Origin of the sequence: Streptomyces sp. NBC_00076 (assembly GCF_045041235.1) — a bacterium.
Lineage (GTDB): Bacteria > Actinomycetota > Actinomycetes > Streptomycetales > Streptomycetaceae > Streptomyces.
In genome coordinates this window covers 4,619,118-4,635,906 of sequence record NZ_CP108242.1, presented here as the reverse complement: position 1 = coordinate 4,635,906, position 16,789 = coordinate 4,619,118, and the positions used below count along the sequence as shown (strand labels likewise).

Sequence of the window (16,789 nt, the reverse complement as noted above, 5' to 3'; positions counted from 1 at the left end):
GGCGTCGGTTCACAGCACCTGGGAGAGGAATTGGCGCAGCCGGGGGTGATCGGCGCACTCGAAGATCCGGTCGGGGGTGCCGATCTCGGCGATGCGGCCGTCGCACATGAAGGCGACGCGGTCGGCGGCCTCCCGGGCGAAGCCCATTTCGTGGGTGACGACGGCCATGGTCATCCCGCCGGATGCGAGGTCCCGCATCACGGCGAGCACGTCCTTGACCAGTTCGGGGTCGAGCGCGGAGGTGGCCTCGTCGAAGAGCATCACCTCCGGCTCCATGGCGAGGGCGCGGGCGATGGCGACGCGCTGCTGCTGTCCGCCGGACAGTCGGCCGGGCCGCTGGTCGGCGAAGGCGGCGAGGCCGACTTCGCCGAGATGGCGTCGGGCGAGGGTGCGGGCCTGTTCTCGGCCCATGCCCTTGACGGAGGTCAGGGCGAGCGTGACGTTGCGCTCGACGCTCATGTGCGGGAAGAGGTTGAAGTGTTGGAAGACCATACCGATACGGGAGCGGGCGCCATCGACGTCGGCGTGCGGCGCGGTCAGGCAGGTCTGGCCGAGCCAGATCTCACCGGCGTCGGACGTCTCCAGCAGGTTGAGACATTTGAGGAGGGTGGACTTGCCTGAGCCCGAGGGCCCGATCAGGCAGAGGGTCTCCGCGCGCTGCACGCCGAGGCTGATGTCGTGCAGCACGGGGGTGGCGCCGTAGCTCTTGCTGAGGCCGATGACCTGCAGGGCGACAGGGGTGGCGGGTGCCGTGTCCGCCGGGGTGACCGGGTCGTGCGCGGTGGTCGAAGGGGCGACCGGGCCCCCTCGGGAGGTCACAGAGGTCTCGGAGGGCACGGAGGTCTCGGGGGTCGCAGGGATCATCGGGTCTCTTCCGGCGGTCGCGGGGGTCATCGGCCTTCTCCTCCGGCGGTTCCGGCGGGCTGGAGCGGGGTCTTGGGCAGATCCGGCTCGACGGGGGCCGGGGTGGTTCCGCGGTGTGGGCCCTCGCGCAACCGCCGGTCCAGGTAGTTCACGAAGTACGTCAGCGGGATGGTGAGGGCGAGGTAGCAGATGCCCGCGGCGATCAGGGGCGAGGAGTTGTACGTTCGCGCGACCTCCTCCTGCGCGATGAAGTACAGCTCGCGCTGCCCGGCGGCGAGGCCGAGCAGGTACACGAGCGAGCTCTCCTTGATGTCCTTGACGAACTGACCTGCCATGGCGGGCAGTACACGGCGGATGCCCTGCGGCACCACGACCAGGCGCATCGCCTTGAGGTAGCTCATACCGAGGCTGCGGGCCGCCTGCAGCTGGCCGGGGTCGACGCTCTGGATGCCGGAGCGGAAGATCTCCGCGGTGTACGCGCCGGAGATGATGCCGATCGCCAGGATCGCGTAGCCGAACGGGTCGGTGCCGAACGGGCGGATCCCGGCCGCGGGCAGGCCCACGCCGACCAGCATCACCGTGATGATCACCGGAAGGCCGCGGAAGACGTCGACGTAGACCCGGGCCGGAAGTCGCACCCACCGGCGTTTCGACAACAGCAGCATCGCCGCCACGAGGGCGATGGCGACGCCGAGGACGATCGCGCCCGCGGCGATGATCAAGGTGTTCAGCAGGCCCTCCGTGATCAGGCGGGGGAAGGTCTGCGCGATCAGGTCCCAGTCGAAGAACGTGTCGACCAGGGCGTTCGAGGCGAGGGCGGTCGGGGACGAGGAGGTCATGACGGCTCCTGACCAGGGGCGGAGCAGGGAGCGGACGCATCGAAGTCGGTACGGACCGCGGTGAGGAATTCGGGATCGCCGATCAGGTCCAGGGCGAGCGCGGCCATGGCGGTCGCCATCGTCGTGACCGCGTCGTGGGCCCGGGGGCTACGGGCGGCCTCGCGCATCCGGGCGGAATGCCCAGGGGTGTCGCGGGGGCAGATCTGCACATACGGATGGATCACGGGGAGCTCGACCGAGACGTTGCCGATGTCCGAGGAACCGGCCGGATTCGCCGGGGACGGCGGCTCCAGCTCCAGGCTCAGGTCGGCCGCGTAGGCGGCGATCCTGTCGGCCATCACCATGTTGTCGTTGCGCTCGGCGTAGCGGGGCGCGGTCTCCGTGGTCTCGACGGTGGTACCGGTCGCGAGCGCGGCTCCGTCGGCGGCCGCGAGGACACGGGGCAGCAGTGCGTCCAGGGCGGCGGAGGTCGCCTCGCGGACAAAGAGCTCCACCTCGGTACGGTCGGGCACGACGTTGGGGGCGGTGCCGCCGTGCGCGATGATCCCGTGCACCCGCGCGGTCGGCGGGATGAACTGGCGCAGCGAGTCGACCGCCGTGAGGAAAAGCTGGGCGCCCGCGGCGGCGGAACGCCCGGCCCAGGGCATCTTGGCGGCATGTGCGGCCACACCATGGAAGGTCAGCCTCAGATGGCTTGCGGCCAGTGCGTGCCGGGCCCGCAGACTGCGGTCGGCCGGATGGAACATCACCGCCGCGTCCACGCCCTCGAACACGCCGCGCTCCAGCATGAGGATCTTTCCGCCGCCACCCTCCTCACCAGGAGTGCCGATCACCATCAGCGTGCCGGGGTGGTCGGGCCGTACGGCAGCCGCGGCGACGGCGGCGGTCAGTCCGCCGGCCGCGATGAGGTTGTGTCCGCACGCGTGGCCGATGCCGGGCAGTGCGTCGTACTCCAGCAGCACCGCGACCGTCGGACCGTCCACCGGCCCACGGTGGACGGCCGTGAAAGCCGTCGGCAGCCCGGCCACGCCCTTGTTCACCTCGAAACCCTCGGCGGCGAGCCGCCCAGCCAACTGCTCGACGGCGTAGTGCTCCTCGAACCGGGTCTCCGGTGTGCCGTGCAGATCGAGGCTGAGCTGCTCCAGCATGGACCGGCGCTCGCGTACGGCGGCGCGGAGGTCGGCGGGGACGGGCTGATTCATGGCTACTCCGGGGGAGGGCTCGGTCGGGTTGCCGGAACCGTAGAACTCCCCGAAGGCCATACCTACAATGGTTGTCGCGGTAGCGGTAAGCGACATTCCCGGGGGCCGGAGGTGGCCATGAGCGTCGTCCTTTCGCTTGCCGGCGCCTCGCCCTCCTGCGTGTCCGCTGGTGCCTCACCGCTCGCCGAGCTGGGCGCGGCGCTCCACGCCTACACCGAGACCGAGCACCATCCGCGGGCGCTCCGCTGGGCCCGCGGACTCGAAACCGACGCCCCCGACGCCCCCGACGCTCTCAACGCCCCCGACGTCCCCGACGGCGAGGGATCCGCACGGGACGGGGCGCCCGCCTCCACTCTCACCCCCGGTCTGAGACGGCGCATCAGGGACTGGGCGCCGCTGTGGGCCTCGTACCGGGCCCGGTATCTGTTCCCGCTGAGTGCCGCAGGAGACCGGCCGCTCGACGCCGAGCTCGCCGACGTGGCGGAGCTGCCGCTGCCGCTCTTCGTCGAACTCACCGGATACGCGATCCGAGGCGGCAACTCCGGTGCCCCGTTGAACCGGGTGCTGGACGACCGCGCGCAGCGCGAGGGCCTGCTGACGGCGGCCGAGCAACGCTCCACGGCCCGGGCCGAACTCGCCCGCAGGCTGCTCAACGCCCCGGAGTCCCTGCGCGCCGATCTCCTCGACCTGCTGGCCCAGGCGGCCCGGGCCCTGGAACCGGACCTCGCCAGGGCGGCTCGTGCGATCGCCGGACAGCTGCCGCGGCTGCGCGACTCCATCGAGCACAGTGGCCCCGGCAAAGCGCTGGCCGACCTGGATTCAACGGCGTCGTACCGGGACGAACCGCCCCGCGTCGTCTTCGACAAGTTCCACCATGGAATCGTGAACGTCGCCACCACCCCGGTGCTGGTCGTACCGTCCGCATTCGGCCGCCCCCACTTCCTGGTGAAGCACGAGCCGGGTCTGGTGGCCGTCGTCCAGTACCCCCTGATCCCGGAGGGCGACGACCAGCCAAGCTACGCGGTGGTGCACCGTCGGCTGGAGGTCATGCGTGACCCGGGCCGCCAGCGGATCGCACGCGCCATCGCCCGGGAACCCCTCACTCCCTCCGCACTGGCCGCCCGCAGTGGCATGACCCTGCCGCAGGTATCCCGCCATCTGGCCCGGCTGCGCGAGGCCGGCCTCGTCACCGTCGAGCGCGACGGCCGACGCGCGTACTACCAGCTGCACCTGGAACGCGTACGCAGCCTAGGCGAGGACCTGCTCACCGCGCTGTTCCACTGAGCGAGTCCCGGCTCGCCGATGCAGCCAGGTCCCCCCGGACTCGCAGCGGCGCGCCGCCCAAGACTTACCGGCACCGCGACAACCGTCGTGGGCGGGGGACCAGGGCACTCCTAACGTTTCCTCACGCCGCAAGGGGCCTCACCCGGAACCGCACGAGGAGCCCGGACCATGAACGCTCAGGACACCATGAACGCTCAGCGCCAGAGCACCCGATGCATCCGTGTCCCCGCCCAGCCGGACCAGGTCCCTCTCGCCCGCCGGGCCGTCCTGGACACCCTTCGGCACTGGGGGGTTCCGACCGGCAGCGACGCCGTCCACGCGATACGGCTGATCGCCTCGGAGCTGCTGACCAACGTCGTTCTCCACGCGTCCCCGGCCACGGTCCGGATCGACGTCGTGGTGGAACTGTGCGACGGCGCCTGGATACGTCTGGGAGTTCACGACGGCCACCCCGACTGCCCCGCCCCCGCGGACAGCAGTGCCGAGGCCACCAGTGGCCGCGGCCTGAAGATCGTGCACGCCCTGATCGAAGAGCTGAACGGGGTCGTTCTCACCGAGCGCACCGACGACGGAGGCAAGACCGTCTGGGTCGAACTGCCCTGCCCGGTGGACGAACAGGCCGCAGAAGCCGAGGACGAACGAGTCACGGCAGACGCGTATGACGGGGCGGGCGCGGCTGAACCGCGGTTGCCGATCGACATCGCGTACCTCTGACACACGCGGACACGATCCCCCCTCATCGGCCCGGTCCCAGCATTTGCCCCAAGCCCAGCGGTGCTTGGTGAACGCCACCAGATTCGCCGGGCACCGCCATGGTCGTGCCGTCGATCGCGCAGACCAGCAGCCCGCGCCACCACACGCCGGCGGTGCCGATGCCGGCGGCCGGACCGCGCAGCAGGTCGAACAGCCGGTGCAGCGGCTCGGCCCCCACCCGCCGGCGGGTCTGCGCCAGCGCACCGCCCGTCGGGCCGCGACCGCCACCCCTCCGGCCCGCCGTCAGCCGTTGCCACACCTGCCGCTCCCGGACGGCAGGTTGACCACCAGCAGCACGATCCCGCTGAACACGAACGCCCGCGTCGCCGCCTCCAGCCCGTTCCAGTTCTCCGACTGCCACATCGAGAACCACTCACCGCCGATCGCTATGAACCCGGCGCCGAACAGCAGCATGACCATGAGCAGGCCGTACGTGGAGAACCGGCGGGCCCGGCCGAGGTCGTTGCGCGCCCCCAGCCAGGTCCCGTACAGCAGGACGAGGGCGGCGACGGTCTCCCACACGATGATGGCGACGTACGCCGTGTTCTGAAGTCCCTTGCTGGTGACGGCCCTCCACATGAGGTCTTCGTCCTTGAAGGTCGTATCCATGGCCAGGACGTGTTGCACGAACTGCTGGTTGGTACCGAAGTCGGTGATGTTCCCGAAGGCGACCAGGGCCATGTAGAGGGCGACGGTCGCGGTGAGGAGGGTGGCGCCGAGGGACAGCGCGCTGCGGGGGGTGGGTGGGGTCGTGGACATGCCGATCATTTTCCCCGGGGGCGGCGGCCTCCCATAGACATCGAGCCAGAATGACGCTCCTGACAACGGAGTTGGGGAATCACTCGGTGTCTTTCGGGTGAGTTCACGGCGCGGTCACCTCGCCGTGGTCCTCGTCCGGCAGTCGGCGGGTGAGCTGAGCGGTGAGATCGGGGCGGCGAGGATGCGTGCCGTCGCTCGCCATTCGACGACGACCCGGTGGAGGTTGGCATGAACGTCCAGCTGAGCGAGGTCGTGCGTGGCGTCGATGAGCTCCGTCACGAACTGCTTCAGCTCGTCAGCCGACAGATGACGGACCCACGGAATGACCGCGGGGAGCGCGCGCAATAGGGCCCGCTCGCCGGCGTCGCTGCGGATCAGGGCGGCGAGGGGACGGGCCGTGATGTCCGCCGTCTCCTCGCGCTGCTGGTCGTGGCGTGAAAAGGCGACCATAAGTGTGGACATGCCTCCTGATACGCAGCCCCGAAGCGGACCCGGCCCTCTCGGTCCTCGTCTGATCCGAGTCGTCAGGGCGCGCGATGCCTTCCGGGCCCGCTACGCGGAGTGGTTCAGTGCAGGTGAGTGACGAACTCGGTCCACGAGGCGTTCCGGAACGCGAGCTGTCCGCCGTTCTTGTCCTTGGAGTCCCGTACGTGGACGGTGGTGTCGGCGGGGGTTATGGCGACCTCGACGCAATCAGGACCGTCGTTGCTGCTGAAGCTGCTCTTGAACCACGTCGGCTCGGTGGTGGAGGTCATGTCTTTTCTCCCATGACTTTCTCGATGAAGGCCAGTGACTCCCGGGGCGAGAGGGCCTGCGCCCGGATCATTCCATAGCGCATCTCCATGACCTGAACTTCCTTCGGATCGCTGATCACCCGGCTGTACAGCTGCCCTTCCGTGTGCCCCAGCGTCTTGCCGTCCCGGAGTTTCAGCACTCGCATCGGCCCGGCCAAGCCCGCGTGGTCCTCGCACTCCGTTGGCATGACCTGGATTTCGACGTGCCTCAACGCGCTGATCCTCAACAGGTGTTCGAGCTGTTGCCTCAGCACCACTGTGCCCCCGATGGGCCGGCGAAGGGTCACCTCCTCCAGGACAAAAGTGAGCAGTGGCGCGGGCACCCGCTCGAAGACGCGCTGCCGTGCCATGCGTGCGGAGACGTGGCGGTCGATCTCGTCCTCCGAGTACGCGGGCCGCCGCCTCGCGTACAGCGCACGCGCGTACTCGGGAGTCTGGAGCAGGCCATGCATGTTGTGGTTGGCGTAGGCGCCGAGCTCCACCGCCTCGTCCTCCAGCTTCGCCAGATCCCGCACCTTCTTGGGATACCGGGCCCGCTCCACGTCCTCCTTCATTGCGGAGAGCTTCCCGCCCGCGCCGAGGACTTCATCGGCCTTGTCCAGGAAGTCGGGCTTCGGGACCCTCCGCCCACGCTCCACCGACGAGACCATCTCGTCGCCGTACCCGATGGCCGCCCCGAGTTCCGCCTGCTTCATCCCGGCGGCTTCCCGCCACACCTTTACCTGACGCCCGACCGTCCTGAGTACGGCCGCGGTCTCCTCGTCCTCCACCCTCGCCCCTCCCGTGGTACGAGCCGTACGACCCCGGGTTGAGCTCCGGACAGTCACTGTCCGTACCGGTGTCGTTACTGGTCAGCGTAGGGGCGACTGGCCACGCTGGGTGACATGAGCCAGAAATCCCTCTCTCAAGTCACTTCCCCGACGCACCACTTCACGGTTCAGTTGTCCGCGACTCGAAGAGGTGCTCGACTCGCCCGTCTACTCGCCGAGCGTCAACTGGACGACTGGGGCCTGCCCTTGGAGGGCGCGGTGCACATCGTGGCCGAGTTGGCGTCGAACGCCGTACTCCATGGGCGCGTTCCGGGACGGGATTTCCGGCTGAGGCTGAAGCTCCACTCCGACGGCACCCTCCGTATCGAGGTGACCGATGCCAGGGGTGACCGGCTCCCGTCGACCCCGGCCCCGGTCGCCGACGACCTGGAATCGGGCCGCGGCCTGCGCATCGTCACGGCGTACGCGGACCGCTGGGGCGTCGACGAGGTGCCCGCGCATGCCAAGACCGTGTGGGCCGAACTGACACCGGATCGCAGGCACCAGTGACCCGGCCGGGCCCGACGCCAAAGACAAAGAACCGGGGAAAGAACCAACCCCGCCCCACCCAGCCCGTCGCCACCGCATCCCTGGTCACCCGGTCGAGTGGTCGCGTCTGATTCCGCTGGCGTGTCGGCGAATTCGTCAGGCAGCGTCAGAAGGGCAGCGGTGCCAGACAACCGCACACAGCAAACGGCCCCCGCCGGGACTGGCATCCCGAACGAGGGCCTGATCACCCAGGAAACGAGACTTCCCGATGACTGATCAGCACCTTAGCGCGCCCACGCGCTCCCGTTCCGCCCGTTTCGCCCGTTCCCACCTCGGAGTTGCCCACGTGGACGAACGCCACAACCAGGAGTTCACGGTCGTCGGAAACCATCTGGCCCAGCATCCCGATCTGTCGCTCACGGCCATCGGCCTGGCGACCCACATCCAGTCGCTCCCGACCGGAACGCTCGTCGGCATCAAGGTCCTGGCGGCCAAGTTCCCCGAGGGTGAGACGCGGATCGCCGCGGCCCTGCGGGAGTTGGAGACGCACGGGTATCTGTCCCGCACCAAGGAGCGCCTGCCGTCGGGGCGGATCGTTACCCGCACGACCTCCTACAACAAGCCCCAGAAGCGCACGGCCCGTACGGCCCCCGCCCCGCGCCGCGAACCGGCCCCTGACCTCAAGGAGCCGGAACAACCCGCCCAGGTCACCTCGCTGCCAGGCCCGGACGCTCCTGATCTGCCCGCCCACCGCGCCGCCCGCAACGTACTGACAGGCCTCCGCACCCGCGACCCGCGACTCCACCTCGCCGAGCCCGACGTACGCCGCCTCGCCCCGGCCGTGGTCATCTGGCTGGAACGAGGCGTCGCCCCCGACGACGTTCAGCGAACGCTCGCGGCAGGACTGCCGCCGGAAGGCGTGCGCCACCCGGTCGGCTTCCTGGCGCACCGCCTCACCGCCCTCCTGCCGCCCCCCTTCGAACCAGGGCCGGAGAGCTCCCGCCCCGACCCCCTCCAGAACTGCGACGGCTGCGACCGGGCGTTCCGGGCCCCAGGTCCGGGCCGGTGCCGGGGGTGTCGTCCGGGCGTCGCGGCAGCGTAGGAAGCAATGTCACACGGTACGGCCGATAGTTGCCTATTTAAAGGCGAATCTGGCTAATCCGGTCACACCTGGCATAACGAAGCACCTCTTAAGCGGTTCGTCCCCGTTCGATTACAGTGCTGAGCTGTCGTACGTGTGGACGGTCGCCGCGGGAGGTCTTGGTGGGTGCGACAGCCGGGGCCGTCTGGGGGCGGGTCGAGCAGCAGGACTTCCGGAGCAGGGTGCGCGGCACGCTGCTGGGCGGGGCCGTCGGGGACGCGCTGGGCGTGCCCGTCGACGGGCTCGGGCTGGAGGAGATCCGCGAGGAGTACGGCGCGGAGGGGCTCGTCGATCTCGGTTTCGGGCACGGGCGGCGCGGCGCGGTCTCCCACCTCACCCAGCTCACCCTGTTCACCGTGGACGGGCTGATACGCGCCCAGGTCCGCCGGGACACCGGCGCCTGGCATCCGCCGACCGATCTGCACCGCGCGTATCTGCGCTGGGCCGCCACCCAGCGCGACTGGGGACCCGACTTCCGGCGCAAGGAGGACGGATGGCTGGCCCGGGAGGAGTGGCTGTACGCCCGCCGGGAACCGACCCGCTCGCTGCTGATCGGGTTCGGCGACGAGGCCATGGGCACGCTGGAGACGCCCAAGAACCCGGCCGAGGCGGGCCCCGAGGCCACCGCCCGGTCAGCGCCCTTCGGTCTGCTCGTCGGCTGGGAGCCGCAACTCGTCGTCCAGCTCGCCGTGGAGTGCGCCGCGCAGACCCACGGCCACCCCGTCGCCTACCTCTCGGCGGGCGCGTACGCCGCGATCGTGCACGCGCTGGCCCTCGGCGAGAGCCTGGACACGGCCGTCCAGCGGGCGCTCGCCCTGCTCTCCGCCCGCTCGGGCCATCAGCCCGTCTCGGACGCGCTGCAACACGCGCTGGGCGCGGTACGGCAGGGGATGCCGACCCCGGCCCGGGTCGAGGAGCTTCTCGCGGAGGGTACGGCGGAGGGGCTGCTGGCAGCCGCGGTGTACTGCGCGCTGGTGGGGGAGGACGTAAGGCACGGGCTGCGGCTGGCCGTCAACCACGACGGCCCCTCAGCCGCCGCCGGCGCCCTCACCGGCGCCCTCCTGGGCGCCCTGCACGGCGAGACGGCCCTCCCCCCGGGCTGGATAGCCGAGTTGGAGGGCCGCCCGACCCTGCTGGAACTGGCCGACGACTTCGCGATGGAGATGACCCAGGGACCGGCACTGCACGGTCCGGCCGGGTCGTCCCCGGGATGGTTGGCGAGGTATCCGAGGGCCTGAGGCGTCAATCAAAGGGCGGGGCACGGCGTCCCCGACTCCGGCTCTGTCCCCTTCGGCTGCACCCCGACTGGTCTCCCATGGAGGTCAGGTCGGAAGTGACGCCTTGCGCCACCGCGGTCGGGGGGCGGACGCCCGAACCGGGCGCCCGCCCCCCGACCTCATTTCGTACCGTCGATGTCCCGCGTTACATCATCGGCGTCACAGCGGTGCCGTCGCCGACCACAGTCCGCGTCCGTGTGTCCCCACCAGGAGCCGCCCGCCGTCGGGTGAGACGTCCAGGGAGACGATCCCGGCGTGGGGCAGGGCGCCGCCGAGCCGGTACCAGGTGTACGAGCCGGAGGCGGTGGGCGCGGCGGCGAAGACGCCGACGTCCGTGCCGACGACGACATGGCCGTGCCACAGGGCGAGCGCCCCGGCCGGCGCGTCCGGCAGATCGCCGGTGCGGTCGGTCCAGGTGGTGCCGCCGTCGTTGCTCTCGAAGACATGGCCCTCGCCCGCGCCGGAGACGTACGACCGGGTGAAGCCGCCGTACGTCGCCCAGACGTGCCGGGCGTCGTGCGGGTCGACGGTGAGCGAGGTGACGTACCGGTTCGGCAGCGGCGCGGTGAGCCGGTGCCAGGTGCCGCCCGCGTTGGTGTCGATGCCGCTGGCGTACTGGTCGCCGCTCCAGTCCTCCCAGCCCGCGTACGTCACCGAGCCGTTCACGCCGAGGGCGGTGACGGAGTGGTCCTCGCCGGTGTCGTGGACGGCGGTCCAGTCGCAGGAGGTGGCGGTGCAGCGGGTGTTCCAGCCGTGGCCGGAGTTGTCCCATATGTAACGGCCGCCCGCGACCCAGTGGTTCACGTCGCTGACGTCCGAGGTGTAGGGGGCGATGAACTCGGGACCTGGGTCGCAGCCCTTGAGGTCGGCGTTCCAGTCGCAGGCGGGGGAGATGTTGGTGAAGGAGGGCGTGGTGCCGTCGGAGCGTCCGCCGTTGGTGGTCAGCACCATGTCCAGGTCCACGTACTCGTTGACGGCGCGGTCGGCGTTCCGCGGATCGATGAGGACGAAGCCGCCGTCGCCGCCCGAGGGCTGGTACAGCTCACGCGCGCCCGGCAGGCTCAGCACGTTGCCGTTGTCCTGGGTGCCGCCCCAGGTGGACAGGGCGCCGGTCGCCGGGTCGGTCCCGTAGGCGGCGTCGTAGTACTGGAGGGTGCGCAGGTCCTGGTTGAGGTTGCGCCAGCCCTCGGAGGGCAGCACGGGGTCCGGACGCAGGGTCGCCGAGCGCTCGTAGACGCCGCCGTCGTTGCCGAAGTAGACGCGGTGGCCGGGGCCGAAGGCGATGGCGTGCTGGTCGGCGTGGGTGGTCATCGGGCAGCCGCCCGCGATCAGGCCGTCGGTGTAGCACTTCAGGCCGTAGTTCCAGTACGGGCCTATCGTCGCCCAGGTCTTCCCGGCGTCCCAGCTCTCGAACACCTCGGAGAAGCCCGCGTACACGTGGTCGGGGTCGGCGGGGTCCACGGCGACGTACTGGTTGTACCAGGCGGCGCCGGCCGGGTCGCTGTTCTGCGCGCCGGACGCCTTGAGTACGTCCTCGTCGGCGACGGTCGTCCAGGGCCCGGCCGCGTCACCGGTGGCCGAGCGGTACACCGCACCCTGGTCGCTGCCGCCCGACGCGTCACCGACGAGGGCGAACAGTTCGTGGCCGTCGGCCGAGTACGACAGACTCGACCGGCCGGGGGTGACGCCCGCCAGGTCGCCGGTCGGGGTGACCCTGTGCCAGGTGCCGGGTTTCCCGGAGTCGTCGGACTGGTAGACGCCGTTCGCGTCGCCGGCGCCGACGAACTGACGCGCGATCACGGCGGTCACCTGCCGTCCGCCGGTTCCGGGGCGTACGGCGACATCGGTGGCGGCCGAGGACCAGGTGGTGTCCGGGGCGCCGGGGGCGAGGGCGACCGTCCAGTCGGCGGTGGTGTCGTCGGCGGCGCGGCGCAGGACGCCCTCGTTGGTGGCCGCGTAGACGTGTCCCTGGCCGTCGAAGGTGATCCGGGGAACGATGCTGCCGTCGATCCGCTTGCCCACCTGCTTCCAGGTGCGGCCCTGGTCGGTGGAGCGGTAGACGCCGAGTCCGGTGTAGGAGTCGCCGGAGTTGCTGGGCTCGCCGGTGCCGATCCACAGGGAGTGGTCGGCCGGGTTCACGGCCAGGGCGCCCATGGCGAGGGTCTGCTGATGGTCGGACAGAGGCTTCCAGTGCTGTCCGTTGTCGTCCGAGCGCCACAGGCCGCCGTCGGCGGCGCCCTCGTACACGGTGTTCCCGTCGACGGCGAGTGCGGCGACCCGTCCGCTGACGAGGCCGAATCCGGAGCCGAAGTTCGACGAGACGGGGTCGGCGTACTCCTTGTCCTCCTGCTGGAGCGGGACGTTCGTGGCCTCCGACCACCGGGTCGGAACGGTCGGCAGCTTCCCTGCCTGGGCATAGGCGTTGGTCAGCGCGCCCGGTCCGACCGTGTCGCCGGGAGCCGTCTTCATACGGGCCTGCTGGGCGAACCCGGCGGTGGGGTCGTCCCGGTCGCCGTCGTCGCCGTCATCGCCGCCGCCGTCGTCGTCACCGCCGTCGGTCGCGGTCAGCGCGCTGACGGTGGTGGTGCTCGTGGGGCTGATCGGGCCGGGGCTGAGGTGGTCGTGGGGGCGGGCGGGGGGCGCGGCGTCGGCGCGGCCCGCGACCAGGAGCAGGGCACATGCGGCCACGGCGGCCGCACGTACTCCGAGTGGGGGGTGGGGCAGGTTCATGAACAGTGATCACACAGCAACTGCTTGAACCCTGGTATGTCCGGGCGGCAATGATCCAGCAAAGCTCTTCCCTCAACCGCTCCAGGAAACAGGGCGGTTGAGGGCTCCCGAGCGCGAGGTCAGTCCTTCACCGGCGTCGTGCCCACCACGTCGTCGCCCGCCGGGGCCGGCGCCGGGACCGCTGCCGCGGCGCTGCTGTCGTCGTCCGTGTTGACCCGCTCGATGATCGCCAGGCGGTTCGGGGTGTCCTCCGGCTTCAGGAAGCCGACGAGGATGTAGAGGACCAAGGAGACGGCCAGCGGGATCGACACCTGGTACTCGAGCGGGACGCCGCCGTCGACGTTCCAGTTGATCGGATAGTTGACCAGCCAGAAGGCGAGCAGGCCCATGGACCAGCTGGTGAGCGCCGCGGTCGGTCCGGAGCGGCGGAACGTACGCAGCAGGCCGAGCATCATCGGGATCGCGATCGGGCCCATGAGTCCGGCGACCCACTTGATGACGACGGTGATGATGTCCTTGAAGGCGGGGGAGTTGACCTGCGTCGCCACCGCCATGGACAGGCCGAGGAAGACAACCGTGGTCACCCGGGCCGCGATCAGCCCGGAGCGTTCACCCCACGACCGGGCCCGCGCCGACACCACCGGAGCCACGTCCCGGGTGAAGACCGCGGCGATCGCGTTGGCGTCGGAGGAGCACATCGCCATGGTGTGCGAGAAGAAGCCGACGATGACCAGGCCCAACAGGCCGTGCGGGAGAAGCTGTTCGGTCATCAGGCCGTAGGAGTCGGAGCCGTCCGGCTTCTGGGCGTGGACCAGGAGCGGGGACATCCACATCGGGAAGAAGAGGACTACCGGCCAGATCAGCCAGAGGGCCGCGGACAGCCGGGCCGAGCGGGTGGCCTCGTGCGGGCTGCTCGTCGCCATGTAGCGCTGGGCCTGGTTGAGCATGCCGCCGTTGTACTCGAAGAGCTTGATGAAGAGGAAGGCGAGCAGGAAGACGGTGCCGTAGGGGCCGACCAGGGGCTTGCCGTGGCCCTGCAGGGCGGGCTCGTCCCAGGCGCCGAAGAAGCCGATGCCCTTGTCGTTCAGCTTCAGTACGACCGCGACGAACATCGAGACGCCGGCCAGCAACTGGATGATGAACTGGCCCAGTTCGGTCAGCGCGTCGGCCCACAGACCGCCGATCGTGCAGTACACGGCCGTGATGGCGCCGGTGATGAGGATGCCCTGGTTGAGCGAGATCCCGGTGAACACGGACAGCAGGGTCGCGATCGCGGCCCACTTCGCGCCCACGTCCACGATCTTCAGCAGCATGCCCGACCAGGCGAGGGCCTGCTGGGTCTTCAGGTCGTAACGGTTCTTCAGGTACTCCAGCGGGGAGGCCACATGCAGTCGCGAGCGCAGCCGGTTGATGCGCGGCGCGAACAGCTTCGAGCCGATCGCGATGCCGAGCGCGATGGGGAAGGACCAGGTGACGAAGGACGTCACGCCGTAGGTGTAGGCGATTCCCGCGTAGCCGGTGAACATCACCGCGCTGTAGCCCGACATGTGGTGGGAGATGCCGGACAGCCACCACGGCATCTTGCCGCCGGCTGTGAAGAAGTCGCTGACGTTGTCCACGCGCTTGTGCGACCAGATTCCGATCGCGACCATCACGCCGAAGTAGCCGATGAGCACGGCCCAGTCGAGACTGTTCATGGGCCTCCTTCCAGGGTCCGCCGCCAGGGTCAGGCATGTGAACTCTGGGTGGTGAGCATGCTCACGGCAAGCTCGAGGAAGGTCAAGAGCGCGTAAAAAAGTTCTGAGTGATGTCCTACGTCCAAGTATGTGAACTTGAGGTTGGCTGAAAACGATCAGGTCAGCGCATCAACTCCCCCGCGTTGACCAGCAACGACTGACCGGTGATGGCCCGCGCCCGATCCGACGCCAGGAACACCGCCGCGTCCGCCACATCCACGTCCGAGGCGAGCTCGGGCAACGCCATCCGCTCCGTCAGCCGTGCCAGCACCTCGCTCTCCGGCACCCCCTCCGTGTGCGCGGTGAACTGCACGTACGCCTGCACCGGCGGCCCCCACATCCAGCCCGGCAGCACGGTGTTGACCCGCACCCGGTACGGCCCGAGCTCCCGCGCCAGCGAGTACATCGTGCTCGTCAACGCTCCCTTCGATGCCGCGTACGCCGCCTGCCGGACCTGGGACGGTGCCGCCACCGCCGACTGCGTACCGATGAACACCACCGACCCGCCGCCCGCCTTCAGCGCCGGCAGGCAGGCCCGGGTCATCCGCAGCGACCCCAGCAGGTTCACGTCGATCACCGACTGCCAGGTCGTGAAGTCGGCGTCCTCCACCCCGCCGAAGTAGCTGTCCCACGCCGCCACATGGACCACCCCGTCGATCTGCCCGAACCGCTCCCGCGCCAACCCGGCCAGCGCCTCGCACTGTCCCTCGTCGGTGATGTCCGTCGCCCGGAACGCCGTGTGCGTGCCGTCGGGATCGATCTCGGCCGCGCTCTTCGCGAGGTTCGCCTCGGTACGCGCGCCGAGCACCGCGTTCCCGCCGTCCCGTACGACGGCAGCCGCGACCTGGTGACCCAGCCCGGCGCCGACTCCCGACACGACGACGGTCTTTCCGGTGAGCAGTGACATCGCTGTCCTCCCTGACTCCGGCCTGACTCCGGCCTGTCTCCGGCCTGTCTCCGGCCTGGCTCTGGCCAATTATCTGACGGGGCGTCAGAGTAGGGACGACCGCAGGAGGACGGAAGGGAAGGCGGAAGAGGAGTGCCCATGCCCGAGGACACCCGCAGCGAGACGTACGCCGAACTGGCCGCCGTAGGGCCGTACGGAGTCCGCCCCGGCCACGCCCTGATCACCATGGTCGAGCCGCACCCGGGCCACGAGTACGCGTACAACCGCTGGTACGAGGACGACCACTACTACGCCGGCGCGATGGCCATGCCCTGGATGTACGCCGGCCGCCGCTGGGTCGCCACCCGGGACCTCCAACTCCTGCGCCGACCCGAGAAGTCGGCCATCGCCGAACCGGTCACCGCGGGCTGCTACCTCTCCACGTACTGGATCACCGACAGCCGCTACGACGACCACATGCGCTGGACGGTCGCCATCAACAAGCGCCTCAACCGCGACGGCCGCGTCTACCGGGACCGCACCCACGTCTTCACGGCCTTCCAGGACCACGAGGCGACCGTGTACCGGGACGGCGCGGCGGGCCCCCGCGACTTCCACGCCCTCGACCACCCCTACGCCGGCCTGGTCCTCCAGGTCGTCGACACCGAATCCGCCGACCAGCGGGCGCGGTTGCTGGAGTGGCTGGTCTCCCGCCACCTCCCGAAGCGGGTGACGGGCTCACCGACGGCGATGGTGACCGTGTTCCGGCCCACCCCGCTCCCCGGTGACCGCATGACGTACGTCAAGCAGGTCGAGGGCGTCGACACCCGGCTGACCCTGCTGTGGTTCCTGGAGACGGATCCACGGGAGTGCTGGGAGGGGCACTTCGGCGGCCTAGAGGAGGCGGTGGGGGAGTCGGGGCTCGGCAGGGTGGAACTGCTGGCGCCGTTCGTCCCGACGATCCCGGGGACGGACAGGTACGTGGACCGGCTGCGCTGAGCTCAGCGGGTGGCGCCGACGCCCGGGGGGACGTCGGCGGCCGGTCCGACCGAATGGGTCACCTGTTTCTTGCGAGGAGGCCCCGGCGTTCATGCCGGGGTGGAATCGCATCCGGGTGTCGCGACGTGGAGTGTCGCCGTATCCGGATCAGGGCGTGGAGTGCCCGTACGGCTGTCGGTGTCGCCGGGGTGATGCGAAAGCGTGTGCCTGTGGTCGCTGGTGGGGGT

17 protein-coding genes are annotated in these 16,789 nt (G+C 70.1%); 6 read left to right on the top strand and 11 right to left on the bottom strand.

Going from position 1 to position 16,789, the window contains the following annotated elements; translation table 11 throughout:
* Positions 1-9 precede the first annotated feature (9 nt).
* The 3 genes from OHA64_RS20890 to OHA64_RS20880 are packed head-to-tail and all read right to left on the bottom strand — an operon-like array spanning position 10 to position 2,905.
* Positions 10-894 carry an ATP-binding cassette domain-containing protein gene (locus tag OHA64_RS20890; RefSeq protein ID WP_405615214.1) on the bottom strand — a complete coding sequence of 295 codons (885 nt, stop codon included), beginning with the start codon at positions 892-894 and terminating at the stop codon, positions 10-12.
* Complete coding sequence (locus OHA64_RS20885; RefSeq protein WP_405615212.1) at positions 891-1,703, bottom strand: amino acid ABC transporter permease; 813 nt, start codon at positions 1,701-1,703, stop codon at positions 891-893. The genes OHA64_RS20890 and OHA64_RS20885 overlap by 4 nt, the downstream gene beginning before the upstream one ends.
* Complete coding sequence (locus OHA64_RS20880; RefSeq protein WP_405615209.1) at positions 1,700-2,905, bottom strand: amidohydrolase; 1,206 nt, start codon at positions 2,903-2,905, stop codon at positions 1,700-1,702. The genes OHA64_RS20885 and OHA64_RS20880 overlap by 4 nt, the downstream gene beginning before the upstream one ends.
* Positions 2,906-3,022: 117 nt before the next feature.
* Here OHA64_RS20880 and OHA64_RS20875 point away from each other — a divergent pair, with 117 nt between their 5' ends.
* Together OHA64_RS20875 and OHA64_RS20870 are read left to right on the top strand one after the other, a co-directional pair.
* On the top strand, positions 3,023-4,189 hold the full coding sequence (locus tag OHA64_RS20875; RefSeq protein ID WP_405615207.1) for a DUF5937 family protein: 1,167 nt from the start codon (positions 3,023-3,025) through the stop codon (positions 4,187-4,189).
* 168 nt (positions 4,190-4,357) lie between these two features.
* Entirely contained in the window at positions 4,358-4,903 is a 546-nt protein-coding gene (locus tag OHA64_RS20870) for an ATP-binding protein (protein ID WP_405615204.1), read from the top strand.
* Positions 4,904-4,925: 22 nt separating this feature from the next.
* Here the strand turns inward: OHA64_RS20870 and OHA64_RS20865 are convergent, their stop codons facing one another.
* The 5 genes from OHA64_RS20865 to OHA64_RS20845 all read right to left on the bottom strand — a co-directional run bounded on the left by OHA64_RS20865 (position 4,926) and on the right by OHA64_RS20845 (position 7,265).
* Positions 4,926-5,201 carry a hypothetical protein gene (locus OHA64_RS20865; RefSeq protein ID WP_405615202.1) on the bottom strand — a complete coding sequence of 92 codons (276 nt, stop codon included), beginning with the start codon at positions 5,199-5,201 and terminating at the stop codon, positions 4,926-4,928.
* Positions 5,186-5,701: a DUF2165 domain-containing protein gene (locus OHA64_RS20860; protein ID WP_405615200.1), complete on the bottom strand. Its 516-nt coding sequence runs from the start codon at positions 5,699-5,701 to the stop codon at positions 5,186-5,188. Before OHA64_RS20860 ends, OHA64_RS20865 begins: the two co-directional genes overlap by 16 nt.
* 114 nt (positions 5,702-5,815) lie before the next feature.
* A complete protein-coding gene (locus tag OHA64_RS20855) occupies positions 5,816-6,163 on the bottom strand; it encodes a prevent-host-death family protein (RefSeq protein WP_405615197.1) in 348 nt (115 codons plus the stop codon).
* A 104-nt stretch (positions 6,164-6,267) separates the two neighbouring features.
* A complete protein-coding gene (locus OHA64_RS20850) occupies positions 6,268-6,456 on the bottom strand; it encodes a DUF397 domain-containing protein (protein ID WP_405615195.1) in 189 nt (62 codons plus the stop codon).
* Complete coding sequence (locus OHA64_RS20845) at positions 6,453-7,265, bottom strand: Scr1 family TA system antitoxin-like transcriptional regulator (RefSeq protein ID WP_405615193.1); 813 nt, start codon at positions 7,263-7,265, stop codon at positions 6,453-6,455. Before OHA64_RS20845 ends, OHA64_RS20850 begins: the two co-directional genes overlap by 4 nt.
* 114 nt (positions 7,266-7,379) lie before the next feature.
* Between OHA64_RS20845 and OHA64_RS20840 the strand changes: the two genes are divergently transcribed.
* The 3 genes from OHA64_RS20840 (at position 7,380) to OHA64_RS20830 (ending at position 10,172) form a co-directional block, all read left to right on the top strand.
* Positions 7,380-7,814, top strand: a complete 435-nt coding sequence (locus OHA64_RS20840; protein ID WP_405615191.1) for an ATP-binding protein — start codon at positions 7,380-7,382, stop codon at positions 7,812-7,814.
* Positions 7,815-8,061: 247 nt separating this feature from the next.
* On the top strand, positions 8,062-8,895 hold the full coding sequence (locus tag OHA64_RS20835) for a helix-turn-helix domain-containing protein (protein ID WP_405615189.1): 834 nt from the start codon (positions 8,062-8,064) through the stop codon (positions 8,893-8,895).
* A gap of 161 nt (positions 8,896-9,056) precedes the next feature.
* Positions 9,057-10,172 (top strand): ADP-ribosylglycohydrolase family protein, encoded by a 1,116-nt coding sequence (locus OHA64_RS20830; protein WP_405615187.1) that lies wholly within the window; start codon positions 9,057-9,059, stop codon positions 10,170-10,172.
* Positions 10,173-10,370: 198 nt separating this feature from the next.
* Here the strand turns inward: OHA64_RS20830 and OHA64_RS20825 are convergent, their stop codons facing one another.
* From OHA64_RS20825 to OHA64_RS20815, 3 genes are all read right to left on the bottom strand, one after another.
* Positions 10,371-12,941 (bottom strand): WD40/YVTN/BNR-like repeat-containing protein, encoded by a 2,571-nt coding sequence (locus OHA64_RS20825; RefSeq protein WP_405615184.1) that lies wholly within the window; start codon positions 12,939-12,941, stop codon positions 10,371-10,373.
* A 119-nt stretch (positions 12,942-13,060) separates the two neighbouring features.
* Entirely contained in the window at positions 13,061-14,638 is a 1,578-nt protein-coding gene (locus tag OHA64_RS20820; RefSeq protein WP_405615182.1) for a sodium:solute symporter family protein, read from the bottom strand.
* Between the two features lie 160 nt (positions 14,639-14,798).
* On the bottom strand, positions 14,799-15,584 hold the full coding sequence (locus tag OHA64_RS20815) for an SDR family oxidoreductase (RefSeq protein ID WP_405615180.1): 786 nt from the start codon (positions 15,582-15,584) through the stop codon (positions 14,799-14,801).
* Between the two features lie 138 nt (positions 15,585-15,722).
* Here OHA64_RS20815 and OHA64_RS20810 point away from each other — a divergent pair, with 138 nt between their 5' ends.
* Positions 15,723-16,562 carry a hypothetical protein gene (locus OHA64_RS20810; RefSeq protein WP_405615178.1) on the top strand — a complete coding sequence of 280 codons (840 nt, stop codon included), beginning with the start codon at positions 15,723-15,725 and terminating at the stop codon, positions 16,560-16,562.
* The last annotated feature ends 227 nt before the right edge of the window (positions 16,563-16,789 follow it).

Excerpts from the sequence above, each read along its gene's own strand:
- OHA64_RS20890 (WP_405615214.1), bottom strand. The coding sequence starts at position 894 with ATGACCCCCGCGACCGCCGGAAGAGACCCGATGATCCCTGCGACCCCC.
- OHA64_RS20885 (WP_405615212.1), bottom strand. The coding sequence starts at position 1,703 with ATGACCTCCTCGTCCCCGACCGCCCTCGCCTCGAACGCCCTGGTCGAC.
- OHA64_RS20880 (WP_405615209.1), bottom strand. The coding sequence starts at position 2,905 with ATGAATCAGCCCGTCCCCGCCGACCTCCGCGCCGCCGTACGCGAGCGC.
- OHA64_RS20875 (WP_405615207.1), top strand. The coding sequence starts at position 3,023 with ATGAGCGTCGTCCTTTCGCTTGCCGGCGCCTCGCCCTCCTGCGTGTCC.
- OHA64_RS20870 (WP_405615204.1), top strand. The coding sequence starts at position 4,358 with ATGAACGCTCAGGACACCATGAACGCTCAGCGCCAGAGCACCCGATGC.
- OHA64_RS20860 (WP_405615200.1), bottom strand. The coding sequence starts at position 5,701 with ATGTCCACGACCCCACCCACCCCCCGCAGCGCGCTGTCCCTCGGCGCC.
- OHA64_RS20855 (WP_405615197.1), bottom strand. The coding sequence starts at position 6,163 with ATGTCCACACTTATGGTCGCCTTTTCACGCCACGACCAGCAGCGCGAG.
- OHA64_RS20850 (WP_405615195.1), bottom strand. The coding sequence starts at position 6,456 with ATGACCTCCACCACCGAGCCGACGTGGTTCAAGAGCAGCTTCAGCAGC.
- OHA64_RS20840 (WP_405615191.1), top strand. The coding sequence starts at position 7,380 with ATGAGCCAGAAATCCCTCTCTCAAGTCACTTCCCCGACGCACCACTTC.
- OHA64_RS20835 (WP_405615189.1), top strand. The coding sequence starts at position 8,062 with ATGACTGATCAGCACCTTAGCGCGCCCACGCGCTCCCGTTCCGCCCGT.
- OHA64_RS20825 (WP_405615184.1), bottom strand. The coding sequence starts at position 12,941 with ATGAACCTGCCCCACCCCCCACTCGGAGTACGTGCGGCCGCCGTGGCC.
- OHA64_RS20820 (WP_405615182.1), bottom strand. The coding sequence starts at position 14,638 with ATGAACAGTCTCGACTGGGCCGTGCTCATCGGCTACTTCGGCGTGATG.
- OHA64_RS20815 (WP_405615180.1), bottom strand. The coding sequence starts at position 15,584 with ATGTCACTGCTCACCGGAAAGACCGTCGTCGTGTCGGGAGTCGGCGCC.
- OHA64_RS20810 (WP_405615178.1), top strand. The coding sequence starts at position 15,723 with ATGCCCGAGGACACCCGCAGCGAGACGTACGCCGAACTGGCCGCCGTA.